This window comes from Anabaena sp. CCY 0017 (assembly GCF_963920885.1).
Classification (GTDB): domain Bacteria; phylum Cyanobacteriota; class Cyanobacteriia; order Cyanobacteriales; family Nostocaceae; genus Nodularia.
In genome coordinates, this window is record NZ_CAWUDG010000005.1 from 235,241 (window position 1) to 261,335 (window position 26,095).

Here is a 26,095-nt window from a genome sequence, read left to right on the forward strand (position 1 = left end):
GTATAGTAAATTAATGAGAGTTAGCACAGTGCTGGCAATCTATATATTGATTGTCGAAGTGTGTAATGTGCCTGTATCCTCTACTACTTTCTTGCTTCTTCCTATGGGTGCTAACAATAAATCAAAACGTTCAGCTACTCGTGAACTGCTTCTGCGGTCTGCTAGCCAAGTTGTGATTGACAAAGGCATTGAGGCGTTAACCTTGGATGCAGTGGCTCAACAAGCTGGAGTCAGCAAAGGAGGGCTACTTTACCATTTTCCTAGCAAAGATGCATTAATGCAGGGCATGGTTGAGCAACTGATTCAAGATTTTGAAACAGCACTGCAAGCCGAATATAACAAAGACGATGCGCCAGGGACTCCAGGACAGTGGGTAAGAGCATACATTCGCGCATCATTGCAAATTAGCGAACAAACTTTGGCACTGATTGCGCGACTTTCGTCAATTGCAGCAAATTCACCCCAGCTTTTTGAATCTGCCCATGCATATCAGCAGCAGTGGCAACAACGCATTGAAACAGATGGTCTTAATCCAATTCAAGCAACCCTGATTCTGTTGGCAATTGATGGTTTGTGGCTATCGGAAATGTTTCACATTGGCGCACCCGAAGAACCTCTTCGCACCCAAGTTTTAGAAGCGTTGTTTGCCATGACACGGGTAACTACTAAGTAAATTAGTTTGATCACAACCTGTTTTTAGAACGCTGATGAATTTTCAGTTTTATTCAGCCAGTTTGTCCTGCAAATTACTCATAATTTACACCAAATTTACCCAATTAGACCACAAGTATCAGTGACAAAACGTTGACTGTATCTAAGTTTCAAAACTACGAATTGACATCAGGAGATTTTTTATGCAACCAGATAATGAGTCGGCGATGAAAGAGCAAAACTCTGTGCTTATTGGTAATCCCTTTCCCTGGTATGCCCAGATGCGACGTGAGTCACCTGTATTTTATGATGCAGAGCAAAAAAGTTGGATGGTATTTCGCTATGAAGATGTGAAACGAGTCTTTGCAGATTGGCAAACATTTTCGTCTCAAATTCCCTATCCATCAGAGCAATCAGATTTAACTCAAAGTCTCGTCTATACTGACCCACCCAAGCATCAATCGCTGCGTTCTCTAGTGGCTAAGGTCTTTACTGCCCGTCGGGTAGAAGAACTAGCACCACGCATTACGCAAATTACCAATGAACTCATCGACAAAGTTCAAGGACAAAATCGCATTGACTTTATACATGACTTGGCAATTCCCCTACCTGTGATTATCATCGCGGAAATTCTCGGTGTTCCGGTTGAAGACCGTACTGATTTCAAACATTGGTCAGATGGCATTATTGTGTCTGATCCGGCTGCATTGCAGGCAATGGGAGATTATTTCCGGCATCTACTAAAACAACGACGGCAACATTCTGGTAAAGACTTGATCAGTGATTTGATTGCAGCCCATGAAGCAGGTGAAACATTGACAGCGCAAGAACTGGTGGCTTTCTGTATTTTGCTGTTAGTCGCCGGAAATGAAACTACAACTAATCTGTTAGGGAACGCTATTCTTTGCTTCAACGAGTATCCAGAAGCATGGGAAAAATTGAAGCGATCGCCCGAATTGCTGTCACTGGCGATTGAGGAAGTGTTGCGCTATCGCTCAACGGTGCAGGGGATGGAACGGTTTACCAAAGTCGAAACCCAACTGGCGGGACAGATGATTCCCGCAGGACAAATGCTATTGGTTTGGATAGGAGCGGCAAATCGGGATGAGACTCAATTTGATCGCCCAGATGAATTTGTCATTGATCGTAACCCAAATCCACATTTATCTTTTGGCAACGGCATTCACTTTTGCTTGGGTGCGCCCTTAGCTCGGCTAGAAGGAAAAATCATGCTAAGTGCAGTGTTGGAACGTCTCCCAAATTTGCGTCTTGACCCAAACGCCACGCTAGAATTTCTTCCCTCAATGGGAATACATGGAGTCAAATCTTTGCCTGTGCTTTTGTAAATAGGTCATTAGTCCATAACGCACCCTACTGGCGTGACAAGGCTAAAATGTTGCAAAAAATTGTAGGTTGGGTTGACGAAAGGAAACCCAACATCATTGGCAGCGTTGGGTTGCGCTACGCTTAACCCAACCTACGTTTAATGCACTATTTTAGGCTTGTCAGTCCACTACCAAATGAAAGGTTTTTAGACTTGTGTGTACACCTTAGCCCCCAGCCTCACGGCAGTTGCTCCACTTGGGGAGACCTCAAGACCGCACTGCTTCCCCAGCTTTTTTCATCTCCCCCATCTCCCTACTCCCCCATAACAAAAAGGTGTGTTAGACAAAACGCCATAACGCACCTGAAAAAACTAATGATTTTTTCTATTTCTTATCTGAACTCGTTATACTTTTAGCCGCAATTTCCTTACCCAAGACTTCCACAGCTTTAGCAAATTGAGGGTCTGCGAGTGTAGCTAATTTTTCACGCTGCTTCAGCCACAATTCTTCACGCTGCTCATCAGACAAGTCTACGGTCACATCAGGGTCAACCCCATGTTTATTAATATCCTTACCACTGGGAGTATGATATTTAGCAATTGTTACGGCTAAACCTGAACCATCCTCTAAAGGACGCACCGATTGCACTAAACCTTTACCGAAAGTTTGAGAACCCACCAAAACGGCACGTTTATTATCCTGCAAAGCTCCAGAGAGAATTTCACTGGCACTAGCTGATCCTTTATCAACTAATACTACCAGAGGTTTATTCGTCAAAGCCCGACCCCTAGCAACTTCCCGTTCTTGTTCACCCTGGCGGTCAATAGTGGAAACAATTGTGCCTCTATCCAGCCACATTCGCGCAATTTCTACACTAGAGAAGAGTAAACCACCTGGATTACCACGTAAATCCAGAATATATCCGTCTACTCGTTGCCTTTCTAAATCTCTGATAGCGCTTTGCATTTCCCGGCTAGCATTGGCGCTGAATTGATTCAGGCGAATGTAACCGAGTTTACCTGCTGGAGTTTGCTGTGTGGAATATTTAACGGGATGAATTTCAATGCGGGCGCGTGTGATTTCAAACTGTTTCGGTTTACCGTCACGTTCAATTGTCAAGTTGATTTTTGTTCCTGGCTCACCACGAATCAGGGATACTGCTGCATTGGTATCCATCCCCTCAGTGCTTTTACCATTAATTTTGATGATGATGTCCTTCGCCAAAATGCCCGCCTTAAATGCGGGTGTATCATCAATGGGCGAAATCACCACAATCTTTTTCGTTTCTTCATCTTGACTGATGGTGATGCCAATACCTGTGAGTTCCCCAGAGGTATCCACCTGCATATTCTTGAACTCATCGGGGTCCATAAACCGGGTGTAGGGGTCATCCAGCCTTTTCAGCATTTCCCTGATGGATGTATAGGCATCTTCCTGACTACTGTAGGACTTGCCTAAGTACTCCTTCCGCACAGCCAACCAATCTACTTGATTAAAAGTACCGTCTACATATTGGCGCTGAACAATTTGCCAAACTTCATCTACCAATTCTTTGGGACTTGCTTTAAATAAAGCCTGACCTCGCGAGTGAATGCCTAAGCTAGTGACAGCAATCGTGGAAAGCGTCACGGCCGTAGCACCCAAAACAAGTCTACTTTTTGTTATCACCATAATGACAGCTGCGTCAGAGGGAGGAATATATAGTCAGTATGCCCAATCTAACACAGGGTTACACTGTACAGACCAAGCTCATGTTACTAATTTCATTAAAATACTTGACAATCCGGGGGGAATGAGGAACGAGGGCAGGGTGCAGGGGACAAGAGGAACGGTTGTTAAGTAACTGGAAGTTTAAAGTAATTTCTAACTCCCCCTTGCTCCCTGCTCCCCGCTCCCCTGCCTCTTCTATGGTTCTACCCAACGTCCATCTGCCTTAATGAGGTTAATCAATTCCTCTACTCCTTGGGCTTCTGGGACTTTTTTAATTTCTTCTCGGCCACGATATAAAGAAATGTAACCTGGTGTTTTACCAACATAACCGTAGTCGGCATCTGCCATTTCTCCAGGGCCGTTGACAATGCAACCCATCACGGCTACGTCCAACCCAGTCAAGTGTTTGGTGGCTTCCCTAACTTTGTGTAAAACTTCCTCTAAATTAAATAAAGTCCGCCCACAAGAAGGACAAGCAACATACTCAACCATTGTTTTCCGCAATCCCAAAGCTTGCAGAATGCTATAACAGACGGGAATTTCTTTTTCTGGGGCTTCTGTCAGTGAGACGCGAATTGTATCGCCAATACCATCAGCTAGTAATGTGGCAATTCCGGCTGTGGATTTAATGCGTCCATATTCACCGTCACCTGCTTCTGTGACACCCAAATGTAAGGGATAATCCATACCCAGTTCATCCAAGCGTTTAGCCATCATCCGATAAGCGGCTATCATCACGGGAACCCGTGAGGCTTTCATGGAAATTACCAAGTTACGGAAATCTAAAGATTCACAAATGCGAATAAATTCCAAGGCAGATTCCACCATTCCTTCTGGGGTGTCGCCGTAGGTAAATAACATTCTTTCAGCCAGAGAACCATGATTTACCCCAATTCGCATGGCTTTACCTTGATCTCGCAAGGAAACTACCAAAGGTTCTAGAGTTTCGCGGATTTTATCGCCAATTTCATCAAATTCGGTTTTAGTGTATTCGCTTCTATTGGAGTTGGGTTTCTCGAATACATACAACCCTGGATTAATTCGCACTTTTTCGATGTGCTTGGCGACTTCCAAGGCGATTTTCATGCCATTGTGATGCACATCGGCCACAATCGGCACATCTTGGTAAGTTTTAATTAATCTTTGTTTAATTTCCGCCATGACTCTAGCATGAGCCATACTTGGGACTGTGACGCGGACAATTTCACAGCCAATTTCGTGTAAACGACGAATCGCTGCTACGGAACCATCAATATCAAGTGTATCCTCGTTAATCATTGACTGCACTACCACCGGGTAGTTACCCCCAATAGTGACATTTCCCACTTTTACAGGTCGGGTTTTACGCCTCTGAATTTTGGTGTCAAAGATGGGTTGATCTGCTTTGGTGTCAATGGTTGTAGGAGTTGGCAGAGTTTGCATAACCTAATTAGGTAAATTTGCTGTAGTTAAAATATCAGATTGAAAGTCTCTGTCTCTCAGATTGCCACATTCAGAGTATTTTTGGACAAGAAAATCGAAAAAAAGGGGACAAGTCTACAAAATTTGATGAATACTCTCAACAACTTGCTCAATGAAATCAACTGCATCATTAACCATTGATTCATCGATATCCCAGCGATTACCTAAGCTAAGAGTAGGATCTATATCAGCTTCATGAGCAATTTTATTTCTACGATCTACAATTAATTTTAGTTGTTGCTTAATATCTTGATCACTCCTACCGAGTTTATCAGCAACTTCTTGCCATAATTTTTTATTGGAAATATATCTAATTGCGTCAGCTATTTTATCGGGTTCCTGGAAACTTTTATAGCTGAAAGTTTTCCTGATTTCCGTTTCTAACCAAGAAGTATTGTTTAGTTGATTCAAAATACTATTTGAAATAATTGGAATTAAACTGGAAATATCATGAGATTGTTGTAAAAATTCATCACCATAACTCTCCTGTAATTCACCAATTACCCAGGAAGCAATATCTATAGCTATTTTTCTATCTTCACGCGCACTTCCTAAAGAAACCTTAAATCCTGAAAAAGATGATTGAGTTGTGTTACGTGTAACTGCTGGTTCAGGACGTGTTCCTCGATGAATTTTCAGCATACCCAATGTAACAACCTCATGGATATAATAATCCAAGGCACTCACGCCTAAAACTAGGGCAGAGCGTAAAATGTCTGAAATATCCAAAGCAGCAGTAGCTTGAGCCTTAACTGAGTTATGAAGAGCAATCAGATCCCGAACACGCTGAATACTAATACGAAATTGGTTAAGTGCTGACTGCATAACTGGATGATAGGGCAATAATTTTATCTGCTAATTCAGAAAAAGTCGTTTTAAACTCCTCCTGCTTCATTTGATTTTGCTCACCTAATATGCCATGCCCTAATTGTTGACGTGTTAACGCATAAACTGGTGTATTGTGTTCATGTGAGAGAGCTATTAAACTGTTAAAATTAGAAATTTTTGTCAAAGTGAAACTACTATTCATTCCCTGCTCAGTATAAAGTTGATTGGGTAATAACAAATTGTTTCGTTCTAAAATAGGTTTTAACTTACTACTAACCGTCATTTCTATTTTTTCTATGCATTTTTGAAATGCTGCTGTTTCTTTACCTCTAAAAGAAATATAGTTTTGTAGAATAATTCCTAAAAATTTCAATCTAAATTCTGGAAAAGGATAAGCAGATTCTCTTAATACAGGATTTGTACTAGCAATTTTTGCCCAAGTACACCACTTTGATAAAATTTTAGAAAGAGAATCAATTGCCATCTCCGAGAAAAAATCAGTTGTTGTAGGTACTAAAAAAAAATCACTTGTCATTAATAAATTTTGATTGATTGCTCCTAAAATTGGACTCATATCAATCAAAATGTAGTCAGCATTAAATTTATTAGCAGTTTTTTCCAAGAGATCCGAAATCGCACCCGGCAAGTTTTTGAGTTTCTGTATTGAACCACTAATTTCTTGGGCTTTACTTAATATTACTTCGTATTCAGTAAAGCCCACATGACCAGGTAACAAAAATAAACCCTCTTGACCTTCTATCGGAATACAATCTACAGCTTCAATTGGCCTTGGTTGTGACTCAAACGCAGGAGCCAAGGCAGTCTTGATATTTGAATGTGTGTTGTAGATGTTTTCTATTCTGGCTTCGTCGTCTTCGGTTTCCTCTTTTAGTGCTATGCCTGTAAGATTACATTGAGGATCAGTATCTACAAGGATAACTCTCTTACCCTTTGAAGCAAGCATCCAACCTAAGTTAAAAGTAGTGGTGGTCTTACCGACACCACCTTTGTGATTGAATAAGGCAATCTTTTGAACCATATTTTTTGCCTTTGATAATTATAAACACGGTTGAATACAGGTATAGTAGAAAAACCTGTATTAATTATTATAGCTTGTCAACAGTCAGCAGACTAGATACAAAAGAGTTGAGTTTCTTAACGCATCTGTATTTACATTAGTCCCAGGCTTCAATTAAATTATGAATACCCGGAAAAAAAATAAACTCCCAATTCCTCCTCACTTCAAAACTGGAAAAGTTGGCGAAGTTTGGCGCGTACCCTACCAAGAAATAGCCGCAGCATCTGAAGCTTGGGCAGAACAATATCATATTCAACCAGCAGCTTCAGATAAAACCAATATTTGCTTACTTTTAATTGATGTGCAGAACACATTCTGTATCCCTGGATTTGAATTATTTGTAGGAGGAAAAACTGGAACTGGGGCAGTTGATGATAATCGACGAATATGTGAGTTTATCTATCACAATTTAGGATTAATTACCAAAATTATTCCCACCTTAGACACCCACACAGCAACACAAATTTTTCATCCTATATTTTGGATAAACGATGCAGGTGAACACCCGACCCCAGCCGCAACTAACATTACCCCAGACGATATAGAAAACGGTATTTGGAAAGTTAACCCAGCAGTAGCGCACAGTATTACTAATAGCAATTATGACCTATTAAAAAAACACGCTTACCATTACGTTAAACAACTCAGCCAAAATGGTAAATATCCTCTCACAGTTTGGCCTTATCATTCCATGTTAGGCGGAATTGGTCATGCCTTAGTTTCATCAGTTGAAGAAGCAATATTTTTTCATAGCATTGCGCGTCAAACTCAGACACAATTTGAAATCAAAGGAGATAACCCTCTAACAGAAAACTACTCAGTTTTAAGTCCAGAAGTTTTAACAGATTTTAACCAAAACCCACTCGCCCAAAAAAACACCCGCCTAATTAAACAACTGTTAGAATTTGATGTTGTAATCATTGCAGGTCAAGCCAAAAGCCACTGCGTAGCTTGGACAATTGAGGATTTGCTCACAGAAATTAAACAGATAGATAGCACCCTGAGCCAAAAAATTTATTTATTAGAAGATTGCACATCTCCTGTAGTCGTCCCTGGTGTAGTTGACTACACAGAACAAGCAGACACAGCATTTAAAAAATTTGCAGAAGCCGGAATGCAAATAATCAAATCCAGTCACACCTTTTAAACCTCCTCCGCGTACCTTTGCGCCCCTTTGCGTTAAAGTCCTCACGGCTGCAAATAACTTTTAGGATCTTCAGCCACCCAACCCAAATCAGAGCTAGAGCGCATTTCAAAATGGAGGTGTGGCTGACCTCCAGTCGGTTCTCCAGTAGTACCTACGGTTCCCAGCAAGTCGCCTTCATTCACTTTTTGACCTACAGAAACCTTAATTTCCCCCAGATGGGCGTAACGGCTTTGTAGACCGCTACCATGATTAATAATGACCAACTGGCCATAAGTCCCTTGGTCATTCGCAAACACTATAGTTCCCGGTGCGATCGCTTGTACAGGACTACCCACAGCAGCTAACAAATCCACACCACTATGGAAAAACACCTCACCATTAGTAGGATGAATCTGCCAGCCATAAGCAAGTAAGACAGATGCCTTTTTCTGGAAAGGATAGCCAGAAATGGATATAGGCTGACTATCCGCAGGGGCAGGAGACGCAGTTATAGGGCTACGGGGAGAGACATTTCCTGTTGGAATAAAAGCAACGCTGAGGTTTTGTTGACAACCATTGATTTCAAACAGCGTATCAGCACGAACTTCATATTTTTTTGCCACATCTCGCCAAGTTTGTCCACGAGGCACTTCTACCACAAACCCATTAAAGGGAGGAATTTGTAGCTCGCTACCAACAGTCACGCTACCATTTCTGACCGCAGGATTCATGTTGATTAGCGTTGACGGCGTGAGATTGTAACGCTGTGCTATGCTCTCCAAAGTTTCACCACGATTAACTTTATGGCGCTGGAAGCGAGATAACGCCGGAGTGGGACAACTAGGGGCAGCATGGGCGCTGTTTGAGTTCAGGGGTGTGGATGTTAACCCGACAGTACCAACTAGGCTACAGAGCAAAAGTAGACGATAGGGAAAATTCATATATAAAACTCAACAGAGCGCTAACTTTAGATTTTAGTTGGCGAATCGGTTTGTGGGGAGTTAAGAGGCAGGGGAGAAGAGGAACGGGTGCAGGGGGCAGGGTGCAGGGGAGAAGAGAAACGGTTGTTAAGTAACCGGAAGTTTAAAGTAATTTCTAACTCCCCCTTGCTCCCTGCTCCCCCCCTCTTCTTCCTTGTACCCTTGTCTAGAGTCTGATCCCGATTTGTCTGGAAATTATTGTCTTTTTCTATGTAAATTTAATCTGTCAAATTGCCGTTAGCTTGACTACACTTAGAAATTAGCAACTGCACTGCTGTGTTAAACCTCATGATTATGAATTTACCTTTAAAGCAACTAGCTATTTATCTATCTCTACTAGCGATTGGTAGTGGTGCAGGTGTGTTGGGCAGTAGTTATCTTTTGCCACATAATCGCTCGTTTAAAGAATTAAGAAATGTTACAGTGTCATCTTCTCCAGACTCTGTGGTTTCTAATCCTGTAGGCGGAGCTATTGGCGCTGCTGGGGGTGATAACCTGAATTTTATTGCTTCCGCAGTGCAGAAGGTTGGCCCGGCTGTAGTCAGGATTAATGCTACCCGTAAAGTTCCCAATCCAATCTCAGACGCTTTAAAAAATCCCCTCCTGCGGCGCTTTTTTGGGGATGATGAGCAACCTATTCCTAGAGAACGAATTGAGCGCGGTACGGGGTCAGGATTTATTTTAAGAGAAAATGGCCTATTACTGACTAATGCCCATGTGGTGGCAGATACAGATACTGTACAAGTCACTCTCAAAGATGGTCGGACTTTTAAGGGGAGAGTGGTGGGAGTTGATCCGATTACCGATGTCGCTGTGGTGAAAATTCCCGAAAATAAATTGCCTGTGGTGAAGTTAGGCAATTCACAAAATTTAATTCCCGGACAATGGGCGATCGCTATTGGCAATCCTTTAGGTTTAGATAATACTGTCACTATCGGTATTATCAGCGCTACTGGTCGCACCAGCGCTCAAGTTGGTGTCCCAGATAAGCGGGTGAGTTTTATCCAAACTGATGCCGCAATTAATCCTGGTAACTCTGGCGGTCCTTTGTTAAATGCCCAAGGTGAAGTGATTGGGGTTAACACTGCTATCCGCGCCGATGCTCAAGGGTTGGGCTTTGCTATCCCGATTGAAACTGCGGCTCGTATTGCTAATGAATTATTTACCAAAGGACGCGCAGAACATCCTTTTTTGGGGATTCAAATGACTGATTTAACTCCTACCAATAGACAAGAGCTGAATCAACAGAAAAATCTCAACATTCAGCCGCAAACTGGTGTTGTGATTTCAGGAGTTATGGAAAATTCACCCGCAGAAGAATCGGGGCTGCTTCCTGGGGACGTGATTCAAAAAATCAACGGTAAACCAGTGAAAATAGCAGCCCTAGTCCAGAAGCTGGTAGAATCCAGCACTGTTGGGGATATCCTGGAAATTGAAGTTAACCGCAATGGTAAAGTCCAAACTTTGAAAGTGGAATCAGGCTCCTATCCTGATCAGAAGTAGTTGGGTGATTGACTAATGATTATTAGACAAATGCTCCAATTGCATTCTTTGTTCCATCTGGCGGAGGAAGTATCCCGTCATCATCGCCGATGCTAGAAGCCCAGCTAAGTTATCCCTATCTGTGGTAATCTGCACGTTGAAATTCTCGGCGGGGAGCATTCCCACTAGCCCTTGGACATTTTGCGAAATTATATGCTTAATTTCCGGGCTGACGGACTGGGCGACACGGGCTAGAACTTCAGGAGGCTGATGCTGTAAATATTTGAGTAACTGATTAGGATTTTCCTCAAAATGGTCGTTCAGAAGCTGATTAGGATTTTCCTCGGAGTTATCATTCAAAAAGTCAGGGTCAAACACCATTGGCAAATTTTAGCTTAGTTGCTGATTCTACTCTAAACCATAGTACAAGCCTATTGCATTCTCTATTGGTATAGGTTGGACTTTAATCTAGGAAAGCCCTGTCTATATCTACAACAGAGAAATTTTGCATCAAAAACTTTTGTGGATGAGATTTTGTTCACCTAGCAGGTTTTACTTCTTCTTTGGGTGTGAGGTCTAATTCTAGTTGTTCTTCTTGGTGGCTATATTCTAATATTTGGGGCAGTTGTTCAAGTTGAAAATACTGATGAAATTTCGGTGTGACTTGTAGCGAGTAGGAGCGAGACTCATTGTCTCGGCGTTTCCGCACAAAACCGAGTTCCACCAGTTCCGGGACGTGTTGATATACTCCTGACCCGCGCAGTTCAATTAAATCAGTTTGGAGTATGGGATTATGTAATGCGATCGCTGCTAATGTCCTTAATGCTCCCAAGCCTAATTCTACAGGAATTAGTGTTTGTACTAAGTCCTGAAAATCAGACCGCAGTTGCAAACTATAACCAGTGGGAGTTTCTACCACTTCTAAGGCAGTTTCTCTGTGAGCATAGTTATCCATTAGTTCCATTATGCCTTCTTCGACTGTGGCGCGATCGCACCCTGCATACTCGGCTATTTCGCTCAGGGATAAGGGCTTACCTTTTAAATACAGAATCGCTTCTATCTTTGTTGCTATAGTCATTGGTCATTAGCCCTTCGGCTACGCTCAGGGTAAATCATTGGTCATTCGTCATTGGGAAGTTACCGTCTTCTGCTCCCTGCTCCCTGCTCCCTACCTCTTCTCGGTTACTGAGGATAAATTCGGCGATCGCTAAATCTTGAGGAGTGGTAACTTTTAAATTAGTCTCTTCTCCGGGGACAATTTGGACTTCAATACCGCATCTTTCAAATAAAGCCGCATCATCGGTAACTTCCCAACCATGACGCACACCTTGGGCGTGACACTCTTTCAATAACTTGACATTAAACCCTTGAGGTGTTTGCGCTGCCCACAATTGCCGTCGGTCGGGTGTGCTTTGAATAATTCCATGATCATCCACAACTTTAATCGTATCTTTTACTCGTACAGCCGCAATTAAACCAGAACATTGGCGAATAGCTTCGGCGCAGGAGTTGAGTAAATCTGGGGTCGCCAAACATCGAGCGCCGTCATGGATTAATACCTGTTCTGCGGTGGCTGGGAGCGCTTGCAAGCCATTGTAAACCGATTCTTGACGGGTGGAGCCACCTGCAATAAATTCCACTGGTTTAGTCAAATTTAAACCAGCAATAATGTCCTTAAACTCAGGCCAATCACAGGGTTGAGAAATAATCCCGATCCACTTGATTTTACTGGCTGCTGCCGCCGCTTTGAGAGTCCAAGCAATGATTGATTGCGATCGCACTTCCAGGAGGAGTTTATTACGGGTTCCTCCCATTCTTTTGCCGATTCCCGCCGATGGAATGAGTAAATACACAGAAAACCTCAAGACATTAACGACTAATAACCAATAATATAGAACCTCACCCCAACCCACTAGTTAGTAAGGAGAGAGAGCCAGAATTTTGTTTACTTTCTAAGTAGGCGGGTTGATTTAGAATACATGGGCAAAACTGAGATCCTCCCAATAACCTGAGCGTAGCCGAAGGACTAATAACCAATTAGCAATACTAATGACTATATTCACCTAAAATTAAGAGCGAGTACGCGTCAATAAATATTATGCGAGTAGTAGCCCTTGTTCCTGGTGGAATTGGCGACCAAATTCTTTTCTTCCCGACACTAGATGATCTGAAGCGTTCCTACCCTAACGCTCAATTAGATGTCGTTGTGGAACCCCGGTCAAAGGCTGCCTACCGGGTGAGCAAATCAGTTAATGATGTTCTGACCTTCGATTATAAAGACCGCAACAGTTTGGCGGATTGGAGCAATCTGGTTGGCACGATTCGCGATCGCGAGTATGATGCCGTCATCACTGTGGGACAAAGCTGGTTAATGGGTCTTTTACTTTGGTTAATGGGGATTCCTACCCGCGTTGGCTATAAAGGCAAAGGAGCAGGTTTCCTCACTGATTCTGTACCATTCCAACCAAACAAATACGTGGCGGCAGTTTACCACGATTTGCTGCAACCGTTCGGGATTAAAACCCCTTGCCCAGAGTTGGCAGTGAATATACTGAAACCGGATATTCAGTGGTCACAAAATGAACAAAAACGCTTGGGGGTAAATGAAACAGGCTACATATTGATTAATGCTGGTTCTAGCGAAGTATCTCTAACCGCTTTGGATAAACTCTACCCACTGAAAAGTTGGCAGCAAATTATTCAGGAATGTCAACAAAAGCAGCCGGATTTACCTGTGGTGGTGATTCAAGGATCTGAAAATGAGCAAATTAGGCGATCATCACTCTTAGAGAGGACTCCAGGTATAAAAGTGACTTCTCCTGATAATATTGGCAAATTAGCTGCCATGATTGGCGGCGCGAGTTTGATGTTATCAACCGATGATCCACTACTGCACCTCAGTGTGGCAGTGCAAACTTATACTATCGCCCTATTTGGCCCTACAGATCCAGCGAAGGTGTTGCCAAAAAGCGATAAATTCCTGCCGATTATATCACCAACAGGTCAAATGGCTGATATTTCACCCCAAACCGTTTTGGATAAAATTTGGGGGGGGTGAATCAGTGCTGAGTGCTGAGTGGGTAGGGGCGGGTTTAAGCAGTGAGTCTGTGGTTCGTCGAAATCCTTAGTAAACCCGCCCGGACACCGAGTATTGAGTGTTGAGTGTTAAATCAAGATAGTATCGAGAATGCTTAGAAAAAACCTTCCACTCAGCATTAAGCACTACTGAGACTATTTACTCATTTCTGGCGATATCTAATTAACTCCTCGCAACTTTCGAGTATTGTCTACTAAACTCTGAGCAAATTTATCAAACCTTTCCGATAGCTTTTCATCTAATAGCTTTCCTTCAGGACTAAAAGCGCCCCAGGCTTGTCCAATCGCAATTTGTTCTGGTATTACCCAGCCATGTACCCATCTGACAATCAGCCGTAGCTCATTCAGGGCATTGCTATTAACTTGACCGCCTAATACACTCAGTACTCCTGTGACTTTATCAGACAGTTCATCAAAACTCATCAAGTCTAAAGTATTTTTCAAAACACCACTCACACCACCGTGATATTCTGGTGTCGCTAAAATTAATCCATCAGCACCACTCACGGTATCACGCAACCGTTGAACGTCTGGGTATTCTGGATATTCTTTTCCACCATGACAAAATGGTAAATTCAATTGCCGCAAATCTAAAATTTCTACCTCTGCACCCAGGGCTTCTACCCTTTGTGCTGCTACTTTTAAAGCTATTTGGGTGTAGGAATCAGGTCTTAAACTACCACCAAGTCCAACAATTTTTACCATAATTCACCCATCAACTCAATATTTCGCTCCACCACCAGGATCTTTAAAAGGCGGAGTCATTACGATTTTATATTAGCGAGTTATATTTTTATCGTCAATCAAGATTAAGAGAATGGGTGTACCTTAGCACTTAATCTCCCATATCCCCTCTCTCTGGGCGATGATCTAATTTTTTTTCATTTTTCCCTGGTTGGTAAAGTAATAATTAGGGAACTATTGAATAGCAGGGGAAAGAAACTGGAGAATAGCTTTATCTAGAAGTTAGACTAGATGAGAAAATAGTGATTTCCAGTTAGAGTAATTTTTGTTAGAAGAATAGGCATAAAACCAGCTCTCAGCTGATGCCACTAGACAAAAGGTAATTATTATGCAAAATTTCGGAAAAAAGACATTGATCAAACAGCGTACAGCAGCTCTAGCCGCAAGTCTACTCATGTTGCCGGGTATTTTCATGGGTACTCCCGCTTTGGCGCAAAAAGCAGAGCGCGAAAACCTCACTTATGGGCAATTAATCAATAAATCTAAGGCAGGATTAGTAGAAAAAGTAGAGTTGGACGAAACTCAACAGATAGCCAAGGTTTATCTCAAGGGACAAGACCCAGAAAAACCACCCATAGAAGTCAGGCTTTTAGCACAAAACACTGAGTTAATTAACACACTCAAAGAACAAAACGTTGATTTTGGTCGGGTTTCCTCTGCTAACAGCACTGTGGCCGTGGGGCTGTTGATTAACCTGCTATGGATTTTACCACTGGTAGCTTTAATGCTGTTGTTTCTCCGACGCTCTACCAATGCTTCTAACCAAGCGATGAACTTTGGTAAATCTCGCGCTCGTTTCCAAATGGAGGCTAAAACGGGTGTGAAGTTTGATGATGTGGCTGGGGTGGAAGAGGCGAAAGAGGAATTAGGAGAAGTTGTTACCTTCTTGAAGCAGCCTGAAAGATTCACGGCTGTGGGCGCACGCATTCCCAAAGGTGTGTTATTAATCGGACCTCCAGGGACTGGTAAGACTTTACTTGCAAAAGCGATCGCCGGGGAAGCCGGTGTACCGTTCTTTAGCATTTCCGGTTCAGAATTTGTAGAAATGTTTGTGGGTGTGGGTGCATCCCGTGTGCGCGATTTGTTTAAAAAAGCCAAAGACAGTGCGCCATGCTTAATCTTTATCGATGAAATCGATGCAGTGGGACGACAACGTGGAACTGGTATCGGTGGCGGTAACGACGAGAGAGAACAAACTCTCAACCAACTGCTCACCGAAATGGATGGTTTTGAAGGTAATACAGGGATTATTATTATTGCTGCTACTAACCGCCCAGATGTCTTAGATTCGGCATTACTCCGACCAGGACGCTTTGACAGACAAGTAATGGTGGATGCACCAGACCTCAAAGGACGAGCCGAAATCTTAGAAGTCCACTCACGCAATAAGAAACTTGACTCCAGTATATCTTTAGATGCGATCGCACGCCGTACTCCTGGTTTCACTGGTGCAGATTTAGCCAACTTACTCAACGAAGCCGCAATTCTCACCGCCAGAAGGCGCAAAGAAGCAATTACCATCCTCGAAATCGATCATGCCATAGATCGAGTCGTAGCAGGTATGGAAGGCACAGCCTTGGTAGATAGCAAGAACAAGCGCTTAATTGCCTACCATGAAGTCGGACACGCCTTAGTTGGCACATTACTCAAAGGCCATGACCCAGTGCAGAAAGTTACACTCATTCCACGGGGTCAAGCACTAGGATTAACTTGGTTTACTCCCAACGAAGAACAGGGCTTAATCTCTCGTTCTCAAATCAGAGCCAAAATTACTTCTACTTTGGGTGGTCGCGCCGCCGAAGAAATTGTTTTCGGTAAGCCGGAAGTCACAACAGGTGCTAGTAATGATTTGCAACACGTTACAAGTATGGCACGGCAAATGGTCACACGATTCGGGATGTCTGATTTAGGTTTATTGTCTTTAGAAGCTCAGAATAGCGAAGTATTTTTGGGACGCGACTGGATGAATAAACCAGACTATTCTGAAAGAATTGCCGCTAAAATTGATTCCCAAGTCCGGGAAATCATCAACAATTGCTACATAGAAGCAAAAGAACTATTGGAAAACAACCGTGCTGCTTTGGAGTATTTAGTTGATTTGTTGGCAGACCAGGAAACAATTGAGGGTGAACGATTCCGTGAAATTGTAACGGAATATACCCAAGTAACTGATGAAACATTAGTTGTATCTCATTAGCCATACCAAACTCAGCTCGCCTGGGCGAGCTGAGAGGATGTTATCAATATTCAATACCTTTTGTTTGCCAAACTCTAAATTAAAAACAACATCCTTCCGAAGTATATAAATCCAAATTTTAGACTCATCACTCAAGAAAGAGGTAGGCAAAATGTGATTAATAGTAAACTTTAGGTACGTTTTGTATCCTCTTTTCTACTTCATTGAAGCATGGGATATACAACTCAATGAGTATGGCAAACATAACTGAAGATCCGAACCTGATATTATCGTTCCTGCACAGATGAGAAAAAAACAACCAAACAGGTGTAATCATGACTGTAGCGACAGACGAAGAACTCCAAACTAAAGTTGTTGATAGACTTCACTGGGACGACCGTGTGAACGCAGCGAATATTGGTGTAACTGTTGATGATGCCAAAGTCACTTTGCGGGGAACAGTGCCTAGCTATCGAGCCAAAACTATAGCAGAACAAGATACTAAAGAAATACAGGGAATTATTGAGGTAATTAATCACTTACAGGTCAAATATCCTGCCGAAATTCCTGTTCCCATAGATGACGAAATCGCCTCAAATGTGGCCAATGCTCTCACTTGGGACACAGATATTGATGCCAATAAAATTGATGTAAGTGTCATCGGTGGAATGTTGACTTTACGCGGTACAGTAGATGCTTATTGGAAAAAATTTCAGGTAGAAGATTTAGGTTATGGGATTACCGGGGTAATTGATATTATCAATGAATTAGCAGTTGTGCCTACTAAGAGACCTGAAGATGAGGAAATTGCCAGAAGCATTGAGAACGCCTTAGAGCATAATACCTTTGTAGAAGCTGAAGATGTCAACGTCGTAGTAGAAAATGGCAGAGTCACCCTCACAGGCTTTGTTCCTAATTGGGCAGCTTGGAGAGCCGCACATAACGCCGCTACCTATACTAAAGGGGTGATTAAGGTAGTTGATGGATTAGCTATTCGTTACCTAGAGGAACAAGAATTTTTAACTGAAGAATAACTGAATTAAAAGTGCTGAGTGCTGAGTGCTGAGTGCGGAGAGTGCTGAGTGGGTAGGGGCGGGTTTAAGGAGTGGGTCTGTGGTTCGTCGAAATCCTTAGCAAACCCGCCCGGATACCGAGTGCAAAGTGGGTAGAGGCGGGTTAAAGCAGTCAGTCTGTGGTTCCTCGAAATCCTTAGTAAACCCGCCCGCACACCGAGTGCAAAGTGCTGTAAAGCCCTGGGGTATAGCGCCACTCAGCCATTTTACTGGATAATTGGGCAGATTGTATCCTCTTGCTGACTAGCTTTGTTATTCCAACCGTCAAGTAATTCCCCAATTTCGGCGCGTAAAATCAGCAACTGAGTAATTTGGCTATCAATCTGCGAAAGCTTGTCTTCTAACTTTTCTTTAATTTCGCCACAGGGGGGTTGACCTTGGTCATAGACCTGAAGAATATCTCGAATCTCTTCCAAACTCAAGCCTAAACTTTGCACCCTTTTAATGAAAGCTAATCGAGTTAGCACATCTCTGGAGAATTGGCGAAACCCTCCCTCTGTGCGTCCTGATGATTCTACTAAACCTAAACTTTCGTAATAGCGGATTGTCCTAATCGGAATTCCGCTTAAATTTGTTACCTGACCAATTAAAAACAGTTTTTTATCCTGAGTTAACACGGCAGATTTCCCTAATTCTTGTACTTATTCTGACATATTTAATCAATAAATAACACATCTTATACAAATTATTTGTGAGGCTGCATATAATTTCGACCCCTGCGCCTACCCCTTACTCTGGAAGCGAGGAGGGGTTTATCATAGACCTTATATGATAAAATAAGGCTATATTAAACATTATTTAATTGACAAAAAATAGATAATTATATTTGATTAATTGAATATTAATCCTGAAGATTTTCATGAATTAGTTCTGCAACTATCTTTCTCAGTAATAAAAGTAACCGTTTCTTGAAGATTATCATGTTACTTCTAGATTAACCGCTTCACTTCAAGTGAAACTCTGAAAATGAATGTTAATTTGCAGAACGTTAACTCAAACCCTAAACCGAGAATTTTTAATAATCCTGAACGTTTTGTTGAGGGATGGTATTGGGTTATGCCATCAAAACATCTCCGGGTCGGGAAGGTCAAGGCTGTCACAGTTTTGGGTCGAGAATTAGCTATTTACCGTGGTAAAAATAAAACAGCAGTTATCGTTGATGCCTACTGTCCTCACATGGGCGCTCACTTGGCTGAAGGCAAAGTTGAAGGTAACGAACTGCGTTGTTTTTTCCATCATTGGAAGTTTGATGACCAAGGATTTTGTGTTGAAATTCCATGTTTAAATGAGCCTATTCCTGTTAAATTAAAAACTTGGCCTACGGCTGAGAAGTATGGGATGATTTGGGTGTGGACTGGAGAAGTACCTAAACAACCCCTACCCTTTGTTCTAGAGTTAGAACACAAGGAATGTGATGCTGTATTTGGTTCTTATTACTTCATCAACTCTCACCCTAACGCGGTGATGATTAATCCTATCGATGCTCAACACTTAAATACAGTTCATAAATTAACATCAGACATTCATTTTGAAAAACAGGAACTCAATCAGAATGCTATTGTCTTCACTAATAATACACCTAACAATGGGAATTCACTTTTAGAGAAGCTGATGCGTCCCTTCAGCAAAAATAGTACTTATAATATTTGCTATTGGTATGGTAGTACTAACATAGTAACATTTGGGCCTGATTGCTTCCATATTCATGTTATGGTTGCCATACGCCTCACGGAAGGGGGAAAATCTGAAGTTCAAATCATACTCATTAGTAAGAAACATCAGGGAATTTTTGGTTGGTTCTATAATCGATTCGTGTTGTGGTTGACTAAAATGGTGGGTAAAAATTTTGTTCAGGATGACCTGAAGATTTTTGAGACAATTAACTTTGACTTAAAAACCCCCATTAAGGCAGACCACTCAATTATGGAGTTTGTCAACCATCTGGAAAGACAAAAACCCCTGATGTTAAAGACTTGGCAATTAGCGCGATCGCAAAATGTAGAGATTAAAGAAACTCGCGAAAAATGGCAAGATACAAAGTCTAATGATTGAAAGATAAAAATGAAGTGGCATTGCCACTTCATAATTCCCAGGTAGAACCTAAAAATGAGTATAAGCACTATCCAAATTATAAATAGTATAAATTAACACTGATTTATTTATTTTTTCTGTTTTCTTTACTTTCTGGGTGAGGAAACCTTGAAAAAGAGGCAAGGGCTACCGTGTACACACAAGTCTTATCAAGTTGCCTAAGAGCGTTTCGATCCCCCCTAACCCCCCTTGATAAGGGGGGAACTAGAATCAAAGTCCCCCTTTTTCTACGCCGAAGGCGCATCCCCGAAGGGGTTTAGGGGGATTTAGGGGGATCAGATCACTTGTGTGTACACCGTAGGAGGCAAGGGGGGAAGAGGCAGGGGTGCAGGGGGCAGGTGGGAGAAGGAAAGAAACTTAACTTATAACTTTCTTCGCTCCTTACTCTCCCCACTCAGCACTCAGCACTCAGCACTCTTAGAATCGCCGTTGAAACTCTACTACAGCCCGACTATCATCGTCTAAATTGGTGGAAGCACGCAAACGAATTTCGTCGTTGATCCGGTAATTGATACCCCACTGAAATGGATCATTTGCTGTCAAAATTTTGATACTGGAAATAGAAAATCTGGGAGAAACGTCAATCCCGGCTTCTGCGGCTAATTCCAAACTGGAACTGCTACGTCCTGCTTCGGGACTATTAGAAACAATTGTCGGAAATATCCGCAGTTCACTTAAACCGACAGAACTACCAATTTGACTAAAGGCTGACTGCAAGTTGCTGAATACAGCCGAACCAGCAATGTTAATTATACCCAAAGTGCTATCTCCACCTCCCTGGCCATCTACAAATCCACCCCCCAACAAAGCGACAATTGCAGTTTCTGAACGGGCTGGACTGCTTGTTAGTTCTAGTGTTTCATTAATTTGACTGGCAAAACCTTGGACATTTGCTTCAACTTGGACACTTTCTAAGGCTGCTAACCCAGCAGTATTTGCTCTAGTAAAATTACTACTTTGAACTACATCTAATACCTTGGCGACTAACCTCACATCTAATTCGGGGTCACGGGGTTGGCTGGCTTTAAAGGTAGCTGTATGTTTGTAACCACGAGCGAGGTTGAACTGTGTAGTAAACAAATTCACTCCACCTTTCTCTAGTGTGATAGTACCATCGGGTATGGGTTCAGCAAAGGAACCGTTAACGGTGAGGTTCCCTGTAGCTTGAAAGCTCAGAATTGGTGGATTATTGACTTCTACGTTTTTACCCAGTTCTATATCTAAATTATTAAACATCACAGCTGCATCCTCGCCATTAGGTTGAATCTGCTTGTTGGCTTTAGAGGATGACAAGTCAGTAGTATTAGTCGGTGGCTCTGGGTTGGCCGCGTTTGCAAGTAAAACCTGACCATTGAATAAATTCACTTGACCGCCAATTTCTGGATTCAGAGCTGAACCTGTAATTTGTAAATTCCCACTAGCGCCTCCTTGGTATAAGCCTTTAAGATTTAAAGCTAGTTCACTGATGTTAACAGTCAGGGGATTTTCCGGGTTCGCTGGGCCGTTGTTAAATATGGGAATTTCTCCAAATGCTACTACATCACCTCGGCTAAACCGACCCTCTAAGCTTTCTACTAAAATGCGGTCAAAATCAAACAGTACTTTTCCGGTGACACCTCGAATTTGTTCTGGTAAAGCTTGGGCGTTAAATGTAGCATTATTAACTGTAGCAATGCCATTTACTATCGGCTTTTCTCGTGTTCCGCGCACTTCAATATCTACATCTCCTTCACCCTTCTCAAAGGCTACCTGATTAGTCAAGAGATTTAATATTGCTAATCCCTCATTCTTCACCTTGATATCCAAACTAATTTGCTCGTTTTCTGGGGCTACAGAAGCAAAAGGTAACTGATAAGGGATACTACCATTAATACTGATGGGTTCCGTTTCCACAACCGAGACAGAGCTACCAAAGTTGAAACGCCCATTAGCATAACTGAAACTGGCGATCGCTGACTCAACTGGCTGCTGATTTAAGGTTCCTGCGATAATTTCCAACTCTCCTCTGCTTTGGGGATTGGCAATACTACCGGCTATTGCGGCTGTACCATTGAGATTACCTGAAATTCCCACTGGTAGGTTGACAAAATTATTCAGTAATGCTATTGGAAAATTCCTGACCCGCAACTGACCCGATTGATCATCACCGCCAATATTACCTGCAAAAACGAGACGGCTATTTTCTAACTCAATTCGGAATGGTCTTAATTGCAAAATCCCATTTTCAAATTGACCTTGGGCAACTATATTATTAGCAGTATAGAAACGATTGGGGTCTGTTTCTTTCCCCCAGGTGAAATTTTGACCTCTTAAATCAAATCCTACTGATAAACCGTTAGCGGTGGCAGTATCTACAGCAATTTCTCCGTTAAAAGACCCTTGCAAATCTGCTAATTCGGGGATGGGATTGGATTCGCGCCGTTGTTGTTCTTGTGCGGCTACTAGGGCATCAATTTCATAAAAGCGTTTGAGTTGGGTTAATAAAGGCTGTTCGGGTAATCCACGAGATGTAGTTGCCAGATCCCCGGCTGTGCCATAGGTTGGTTCTGCTGCGCCACGCTGAAAATCCTGTAATTCAAATATCTGCGCTACTGTTAGCACATCTTGGATATTACCCTGATTGACATTCAATTTCCCCTGTACTTGCGGTCCTTGGGGCGTTTGACCAAAATTACCAGCGAAGGCATAACGACTGTCGCCTTTGACAAATTCGCTGTTGGTGAGTGTAGTTTTACCATCACTGTAACGGAATTGAGCAGCCAAGCGATCGCCTGTAATTCTACCAATTTCTGGAGAGGCGATCGCTAAATTTCCACTTGCGGCTAATGTCTGCTGATTCACCTGCACATCTCCAGTCAACAGCCCAGCCACTGTCCCAGAACCTAAACGCAGATCCGGTGGTGGTGTTAAATTTAGAATCTCTAAAGGAAAGTTTGCCACTTTAATAGCCAAATCATCTCCTTGTGCTTGACCTGTAGCGAATGCGTCTTGTCGCTGTACTAGGAACGATTGGGGGCGATTTTGGGCATCAAGATTTAAGGCAATTCTATCTCTATTACCTGTCACATCTAAATTAAAACCTTGACCTGTTCCAGACTGGATATTTCCAGTTAACAAAGGCTCAAAAGCAATATTTTGTACAACCAAATCTCTCAAGCCAATTTTTCCTGTAACATTGGGCAAAGGCAAATTTCCAGTAATTTGTCCATCAAAATCGACATTCCCCGCCACATCAAACTGATTCGGCAGATTGATTGGTAACTGTTTTAGGTTGTAATTCTGCGCTTGGACGTTGAGATTTAACTGTGTAATTTCCGGGATAGCTGAGGTTTTGGCATTAGTTAATATATCACCACTGACATTTAACCCATTCGCTACAGCTTGTTCAATAGCTATTTTTTCACCAGTCCAAGTTAGTGCAGCAATTAAAGGTTGTTCCAGACCGGGGATACCTTGAGATAATTGTACTTGTCCCGCCGCCCGCACATCAGCTAATTGGGCAGATCCCAAAATACCAGCTACCTGCAAATTACCGCCCAAATCACCCCGTAACTGCTCATTTAACCGATTTAATTCCACTCCCGCCGCATCAACTACAGCCTGATAGCGACCATTAGCTAATTGAATATTAGAGGCTGTAATGGTTCCCCCAGCCACATTCAAGCGTCCCTGTCCACTAGCTTGGATAGTCTCTGGACTGAAAGACTCAACCGACCCTGCTACATTCAATTGACCGGTTAACCCACCCCGGAATTGTGGTGGTACTGCTGCCAACTGTTGCAGAGGGAGATTATTCGTTTGAACTTGCGCTTGATATAGACCATTAGCCAATTGAATATTAGAGGCTGTAATAGTTCCACCTGGAACATTAAGCCGTCCCTGACCACTAGCTTGGATAGCAGATGGGGAGAAAGATTCCACCGAACCAGCAACGTTAAATTGACCAGTTAACGCACCTTTAAATTGTTCTGGAACTGTTGCTAACTGCTGTATAGCCACATTATTGGCTCGTACTTGGGCTTGATATACACCCTCAGCTAATTGGATATTAGAAGCTGTCACAGTCCCACCGGCTATATTCAGCCTTCCCTCACCAGTCCCGCGTAAGGTATTAAGTCCCAAATTTGCTGTATTCCCGGCGATTTGAAACGTACCCGCCAAGGGATTATCCAAAGCTGGGGGAGATTCTTTTAAGATGCGCCCTAGCCTGACATTATTAGCCACCAATTGCGCCGAAAAGTTTTGGTCTTGGAACTGAATACGAGAAACGGCAACTGTGCCACCACCAATATTTACTCCTGCGCCCTCAGTGCGAATGCTGGCAATTTGAAATGGTTCCGCCCGACCTTCCAGGATGACACGACCATTGAATTCTGCCCCTGCTAAAGAGATATTTTGCAGTTGGTTTTGGTCTACAAAAGGTGTTAAACCTACACCAGAAGCTTGGGTAACGGCTCGCCAACGCTGGTTCGCAAAACTACCAGAACCTCGCACCATCCCACCAGCGACATTCAACGCTACATTGCGGAAGGTGAGGGTACGGTCTGCGGCGATGACGGTTTCACCAGTACCGGGATAGGTAGCTTCTGGTGCTTGCCATCTGACCACTGTTTGGACGTTATCTGCTATGCCTGTCAATTGAGCTGTGGCGGAAACAGTACCAATTTGAATTGGGGGTGTGGTTTCGTAAATTTTAGCTACGGCATCCCCAGGAATGCTTTTCGCTGCGAAATTAAAATCTAATTCGGGGGTTGTCCCCAGTTTTATATTACCAACACCCGTAATTTCTCCCCCTACTGCGGCTTTTCCCTGAATATCTCTGAAACTAATTAAATTAGCATTAGGAGCAAATTCAAATTTACTAGTAATATTATTAAAATCAATTTTATCAATTTGGGCAGTTTTAATAGTGGCAATTGAGCCTGAGAGAACGGGTTTGGTAATAGAACCAACCATTTGTAAGTTAGCTTGTAAATCCCCGGTTACAGGTACTGGCAATTTGATTTTGAGACTTTCTTGAGTATTAGCCACACTCACGGCATCAACACGACCTGCTAACTTATAGCCTGTCCGTGGGTCGATAATGCCTGTAGCCACCAGAGGAATTTTGCCATAACTGCCAACCAGATTATCTAACTGTACTTCTGTTCCCTGAAAGCTGATTTTACCTTGGGTATTGAGAAAAGCCTGGGGTAATTTGGGAATTTGCAGGTTTACCCCTTGCAAGTCAGCGTTGCCAAATAACAGAGTTGGCTGTTCTGGTGTGAGTTGAATTTGTACATTGCCATTAACTCTACCCGCCTGTAAGTCGAAGGGTAACTTAATGATGCTGGTAATTTTGGAAGCTAATAAATCTTGCGATCGCAGTTGTAATTTGGCTGCTAATGTTTGAGGAATTACCTCTCCTTGAATAGCCAGATTTCCCCCACTACCCGCTTCACCCCTGACATTAAACTTCACTAACTGATTTTTCTCTAGCAGTTGGGCTGTGCCATTAAGTTGTGAAAATGCTACAGGGGTGACGGTAGACATTACTTTTTGATCACCTGCTTGGGGTATCAATAGCAGCTTGCCATTGCGAAACCGCAGTTGGTCTAAATCAGTTTTAATCAGCGCTGCTTCACCTGGTGGGGCGATTTTAGTCGTAATCCAGCGCCCTTGATTATCTTGTTCAATGTAAATATCTGGGTTAACTAAGGTAACATCCAGCTTAAGTTGACGGTTAAAAATTAATTGCCACGGGCTAAAACCCACTTCTACAGCATCCACAACTGCCCGATCTGGATCTGTGGGTGTTGCTGGGATAGTTGAAGCCCCAAATTGTACACCTGTCAAGGAAAAGCCTGTAACTTCGCCCAAGTTTACCGGACGGTTGAGTGTGTTGGTGATCCCGCTTTGGGCTAACGGTGTTAATTCTTTTTGTACAAAACTCCACAATCGCCAAATACCGCCGGCCATTCCCACTAGCAACAGTCCGCCCAGGGCAATACCACCACGACTCAACACCAGCAGCCACAAACGCTTGTGGGCTGAGGAATGGGAATGATGGTTTTCATTAGGAGATTTAGTCATTATGGTTTCGTTTATAACTGGGTGTAGTTGGCTGACTACTAGCAGTAACTGATAACTATTATTCTGATACTTATTCCAGGATACAGACCTATTTGAGATTTTGGGACAGGGGTTTCGCACGTCCACAGCCAATAAACGCTATGAGTCACCATCCATTTTGGGTAAAGTCGTTTGTAAAGAAATGTTACAAATGTCAAGCATC

General features: G+C 42.7%; 19 protein-coding genes. 8 read left to right on the forward strand and 11 right to left on the reverse strand.

Going from position 1 to position 26,095, the window contains the following annotated elements:
* Positions 1-13 precede the first annotated feature (13 nt).
* Both ACM0OW_RS08905 and ACM0OW_RS08910 read left to right on the forward strand, forming a co-directional pair.
* On the forward strand, positions 14-673 hold the full coding sequence (locus ACM0OW_RS08905; protein WP_414549682.1) for a TetR family transcriptional regulator: 660 nt from the start codon (positions 14-16) through the stop codon (positions 671-673).
* 181 nt (positions 674-854) lie between these two features.
* On the forward strand, positions 855-1,997 hold the full coding sequence (locus tag ACM0OW_RS08910) for a cytochrome P450 (protein WP_414549683.1): 1,143 nt from the start codon (positions 855-857) through the stop codon (positions 1,995-1,997).
* 363 nt (positions 1,998-2,360) lie between these two features.
* On the opposite strand, the gene ctpC is transcribed toward ACM0OW_RS08910, so the two are convergent.
* From ctpC to ACM0OW_RS08930, 4 genes are all read right to left on the reverse strand, one after another.
* Positions 2,361-3,647: a carboxyl-terminal processing protease CtpC gene (gene ctpC / locus ACM0OW_RS08915; protein WP_414549684.1), complete on the reverse strand. Its 1,287-nt coding sequence runs from the start codon at positions 3,645-3,647 to the stop codon at positions 2,361-2,363.
* 234 nt (positions 3,648-3,881) lie between these two features.
* Positions 3,882-5,108, reverse strand: a complete 1,227-nt coding sequence (gene ispG / locus ACM0OW_RS08920) for a (E)-4-hydroxy-3-methylbut-2-enyl-diphosphate synthase (protein WP_414549685.1) — start codon at positions 5,106-5,108, stop codon at positions 3,882-3,884.
* Positions 5,109-5,222: 114 nt separating this feature from the next.
* Entirely contained in the window at positions 5,223-5,972 is a 750-nt protein-coding gene (locus ACM0OW_RS08925; protein WP_414549686.1) for a HEPN domain-containing protein, read from the reverse strand.
* The gene (locus ACM0OW_RS08930; protein ID WP_414549688.1) at positions 5,956-7,014 is read right to left on the reverse strand and encodes a ParA family protein; all 1,059 of its coding nucleotides are present in this window, start codon (positions 7,012-7,014) and stop codon (positions 5,956-5,958) included. The genes ACM0OW_RS08925 and ACM0OW_RS08930 overlap by 17 nt, the downstream gene beginning before the upstream one ends.
* 160 nt (positions 7,015-7,174) lie before the next feature.
* Between ACM0OW_RS08930 and ACM0OW_RS08935 the strand changes: the two genes are divergently transcribed.
* Positions 7,175-8,200: an isochorismatase gene (locus ACM0OW_RS08935; protein ID WP_414549689.1), complete on the forward strand. Its 1,026-nt coding sequence runs from the start codon at positions 7,175-7,177 to the stop codon at positions 8,198-8,200.
* A gap of 41 nt (positions 8,201-8,241) precedes the next feature.
* Here the strand turns inward: ACM0OW_RS08935 and ACM0OW_RS08940 are convergent, their stop codons facing one another.
* The gene (locus ACM0OW_RS08940; RefSeq protein WP_414549690.1) at positions 8,242-9,120 is read right to left on the reverse strand and encodes a peptidoglycan DD-metalloendopeptidase family protein; all 879 of its coding nucleotides are present in this window, start codon (positions 9,118-9,120) and stop codon (positions 8,242-8,244) included.
* Between the two features lie 333 nt (positions 9,121-9,453).
* Here ACM0OW_RS08940 and ACM0OW_RS08945 point away from each other — a divergent pair, with 333 nt between their 5' ends.
* Positions 9,454-10,662: an HhoA/HhoB/HtrA family serine endopeptidase gene (locus tag ACM0OW_RS08945; protein WP_414549691.1), complete on the forward strand. Its 1,209-nt coding sequence runs from the start codon at positions 9,454-9,456 to the stop codon at positions 10,660-10,662.
* Positions 10,663-10,674: 12 nt separating this feature from the next.
* On the opposite strand, the gene ACM0OW_RS08950 is transcribed toward ACM0OW_RS08945, so the two are convergent.
* From ACM0OW_RS08950 to ispD, 3 genes are all read right to left on the reverse strand, one after another.
* Positions 10,675-11,022: a DUF760 domain-containing protein gene (locus tag ACM0OW_RS08950; RefSeq protein ID WP_006195363.1), complete on the reverse strand. Its 348-nt coding sequence runs from the start codon at positions 11,020-11,022 to the stop codon at positions 10,675-10,677.
* 157 nt (positions 11,023-11,179) lie between these two features.
* Entirely contained in the window at positions 11,180-11,719 is a 540-nt protein-coding gene (gene scpB / locus ACM0OW_RS08955) for an SMC-Scp complex subunit ScpB (RefSeq protein ID WP_414549693.1), read from the reverse strand.
* A 34-nt stretch (positions 11,720-11,753) separates the two neighbouring features.
* The gene (ispD, locus tag ACM0OW_RS08960; protein ID WP_414549694.1) at positions 11,754-12,494 is read right to left on the reverse strand and encodes a 2-C-methyl-D-erythritol 4-phosphate cytidylyltransferase; all 741 of its coding nucleotides are present in this window, start codon (positions 12,492-12,494) and stop codon (positions 11,754-11,756) included.
* A 245-nt stretch (positions 12,495-12,739) separates the two neighbouring features.
* Between ispD and ACM0OW_RS08965 the strand changes: the two genes are divergently transcribed.
* Positions 12,740-13,699 (forward strand): glycosyltransferase family 9 protein, encoded by a 960-nt coding sequence (locus tag ACM0OW_RS08965; RefSeq protein WP_414549695.1) that lies wholly within the window; start codon positions 12,740-12,742, stop codon positions 13,697-13,699.
* A gap of 197 nt (positions 13,700-13,896) precedes the next feature.
* On the opposite strand, the gene ACM0OW_RS08970 is transcribed toward ACM0OW_RS08965, so the two are convergent.
* A complete protein-coding gene (locus ACM0OW_RS08970; RefSeq protein WP_414549696.1) occupies positions 13,897-14,442 on the reverse strand; it encodes an NADPH-dependent FMN reductase in 546 nt (181 codons plus the stop codon).
* A gap of 367 nt (positions 14,443-14,809) precedes the next feature.
* Here ACM0OW_RS08970 and ftsH point away from each other — a divergent pair, with 367 nt between their 5' ends.
* Complete coding sequence (gene ftsH, locus ACM0OW_RS08975) at positions 14,810-16,678, forward strand: ATP-dependent zinc metalloprotease FtsH (protein ID WP_414549697.1); 1,869 nt, start codon at positions 14,810-14,812, stop codon at positions 16,676-16,678.
* 314 nt (positions 16,679-16,992) lie between these two features.
* Positions 16,993-17,691: a BON domain-containing protein gene (locus ACM0OW_RS08980; protein WP_414549698.1), complete on the forward strand. Its 699-nt coding sequence runs from the start codon at positions 16,993-16,995 to the stop codon at positions 17,689-17,691.
* Positions 17,692-17,936: 245 nt separating this feature from the next.
* On the opposite strand, the gene ACM0OW_RS08985 is transcribed toward ACM0OW_RS08980, so the two are convergent.
* Positions 17,937-18,347, reverse strand: coding sequence for a heavy metal-responsive transcriptional regulator (locus ACM0OW_RS08985; RefSeq protein ID WP_414549699.1), 411 nt, complete (start codon positions 18,345-18,347; stop codon positions 17,937-17,939).
* Positions 18,348-18,696: 349 nt separating this feature from the next.
* Here ACM0OW_RS08985 and ACM0OW_RS08990 point away from each other — a divergent pair, with 349 nt between their 5' ends.
* Positions 18,697-19,782: a Rieske 2Fe-2S domain-containing protein gene (locus ACM0OW_RS08990; protein WP_414549700.1), complete on the forward strand. Its 1,086-nt coding sequence runs from the start codon at positions 18,697-18,699 to the stop codon at positions 19,780-19,782.
* 456 nt (positions 19,783-20,238) lie between these two features.
* Here the strand turns inward: ACM0OW_RS08990 and ACM0OW_RS08995 are convergent, their stop codons facing one another.
* Positions 20,239-25,893 (reverse strand): translocation/assembly module TamB domain-containing protein, encoded by a 5,655-nt coding sequence (locus tag ACM0OW_RS08995; RefSeq protein ID WP_414549701.1) that lies wholly within the window; start codon positions 25,891-25,893, stop codon positions 20,239-20,241.
* Positions 25,894-26,095: the final 202 nt, after the last annotated feature.

Bases quoted from the DNA above. Each gene is read 5' to 3' on its own strand.
- ACM0OW_RS08980 (WP_414549698.1), top strand. From the start codon at position 16,993: ATGACTGTAGCGACAGACGAAGAACTCCAAACTAAAGTTGTTGATAGA.
- ACM0OW_RS08970 (WP_414549696.1), bottom strand. From the start codon at position 14,442: ATGGTAAAAATTGTTGGACTTGGTGGTAGTTTAAGACCTGATTCCTAC.
- ACM0OW_RS08965 (WP_414549695.1), top strand. From the start codon at position 12,740: ATGCGAGTAGTAGCCCTTGTTCCTGGTGGAATTGGCGACCAAATTCTT.
- ACM0OW_RS08910 (WP_414549683.1), top strand. From the start codon at position 855: ATGCAACCAGATAATGAGTCGGCGATGAAAGAGCAAAACTCTGTGCTT.
- ACM0OW_RS08905 (WP_414549682.1), top strand. From the start codon at position 14: ATGAGAGTTAGCACAGTGCTGGCAATCTATATATTGATTGTCGAAGTG.
- scpB (WP_414549693.1), bottom strand. From the start codon at position 11,719: ATGACTATAGCAACAAAGATAGAAGCGATTCTGTATTTAAAAGGTAAG.
- ACM0OW_RS08950 (WP_006195363.1), bottom strand. From the start codon at position 11,022: ATGGTGTTTGACCCTGACTTTTTGAATGATAACTCCGAGGAAAATCCT.
- ACM0OW_RS08930 (WP_414549688.1), bottom strand. From the start codon at position 7,014: ATGGTTCAAAAGATTGCCTTATTCAATCACAAAGGTGGTGTCGGTAAG.
- ftsH (WP_414549697.1), top strand. From the start codon at position 14,810: ATGCAAAATTTCGGAAAAAAGACATTGATCAAACAGCGTACAGCAGCT.
- ispG (WP_414549685.1), bottom strand. From the start codon at position 5,108: ATGCAAACTCTGCCAACTCCTACAACCATTGACACCAAAGCAGATCAA.
- ACM0OW_RS08935 (WP_414549689.1), top strand. From the start codon at position 7,175: ATGAATACCCGGAAAAAAAATAAACTCCCAATTCCTCCTCACTTCAAA.
- ctpC (WP_414549684.1), bottom strand. From the start codon at position 3,647: ATGGTGATAACAAAAAGTAGACTTGTTTTGGGTGCTACGGCCGTGACG.
- ACM0OW_RS08925 (WP_414549686.1), bottom strand. From the start codon at position 5,972: ATGCAGTCAGCACTTAACCAATTTCGTATTAGTATTCAGCGTGTTCGG.
- ACM0OW_RS08995 (WP_414549701.1), bottom strand. From the start codon at position 25,893: ATGACTAAATCTCCTAATGAAAACCATCATTCCCATTCCTCAGCCCAC.
- ACM0OW_RS08945 (WP_414549691.1), top strand. From the start codon at position 9,454: ATGAATTTACCTTTAAAGCAACTAGCTATTTATCTATCTCTACTAGCG.
- ACM0OW_RS08990 (WP_414549700.1), top strand. From the start codon at position 18,697: ATGAATGTTAATTTGCAGAACGTTAACTCAAACCCTAAACCGAGAATT.
- ACM0OW_RS08940 (WP_414549690.1), bottom strand. From the start codon at position 9,120: ATGAATTTTCCCTATCGTCTACTTTTGCTCTGTAGCCTAGTTGGTACT.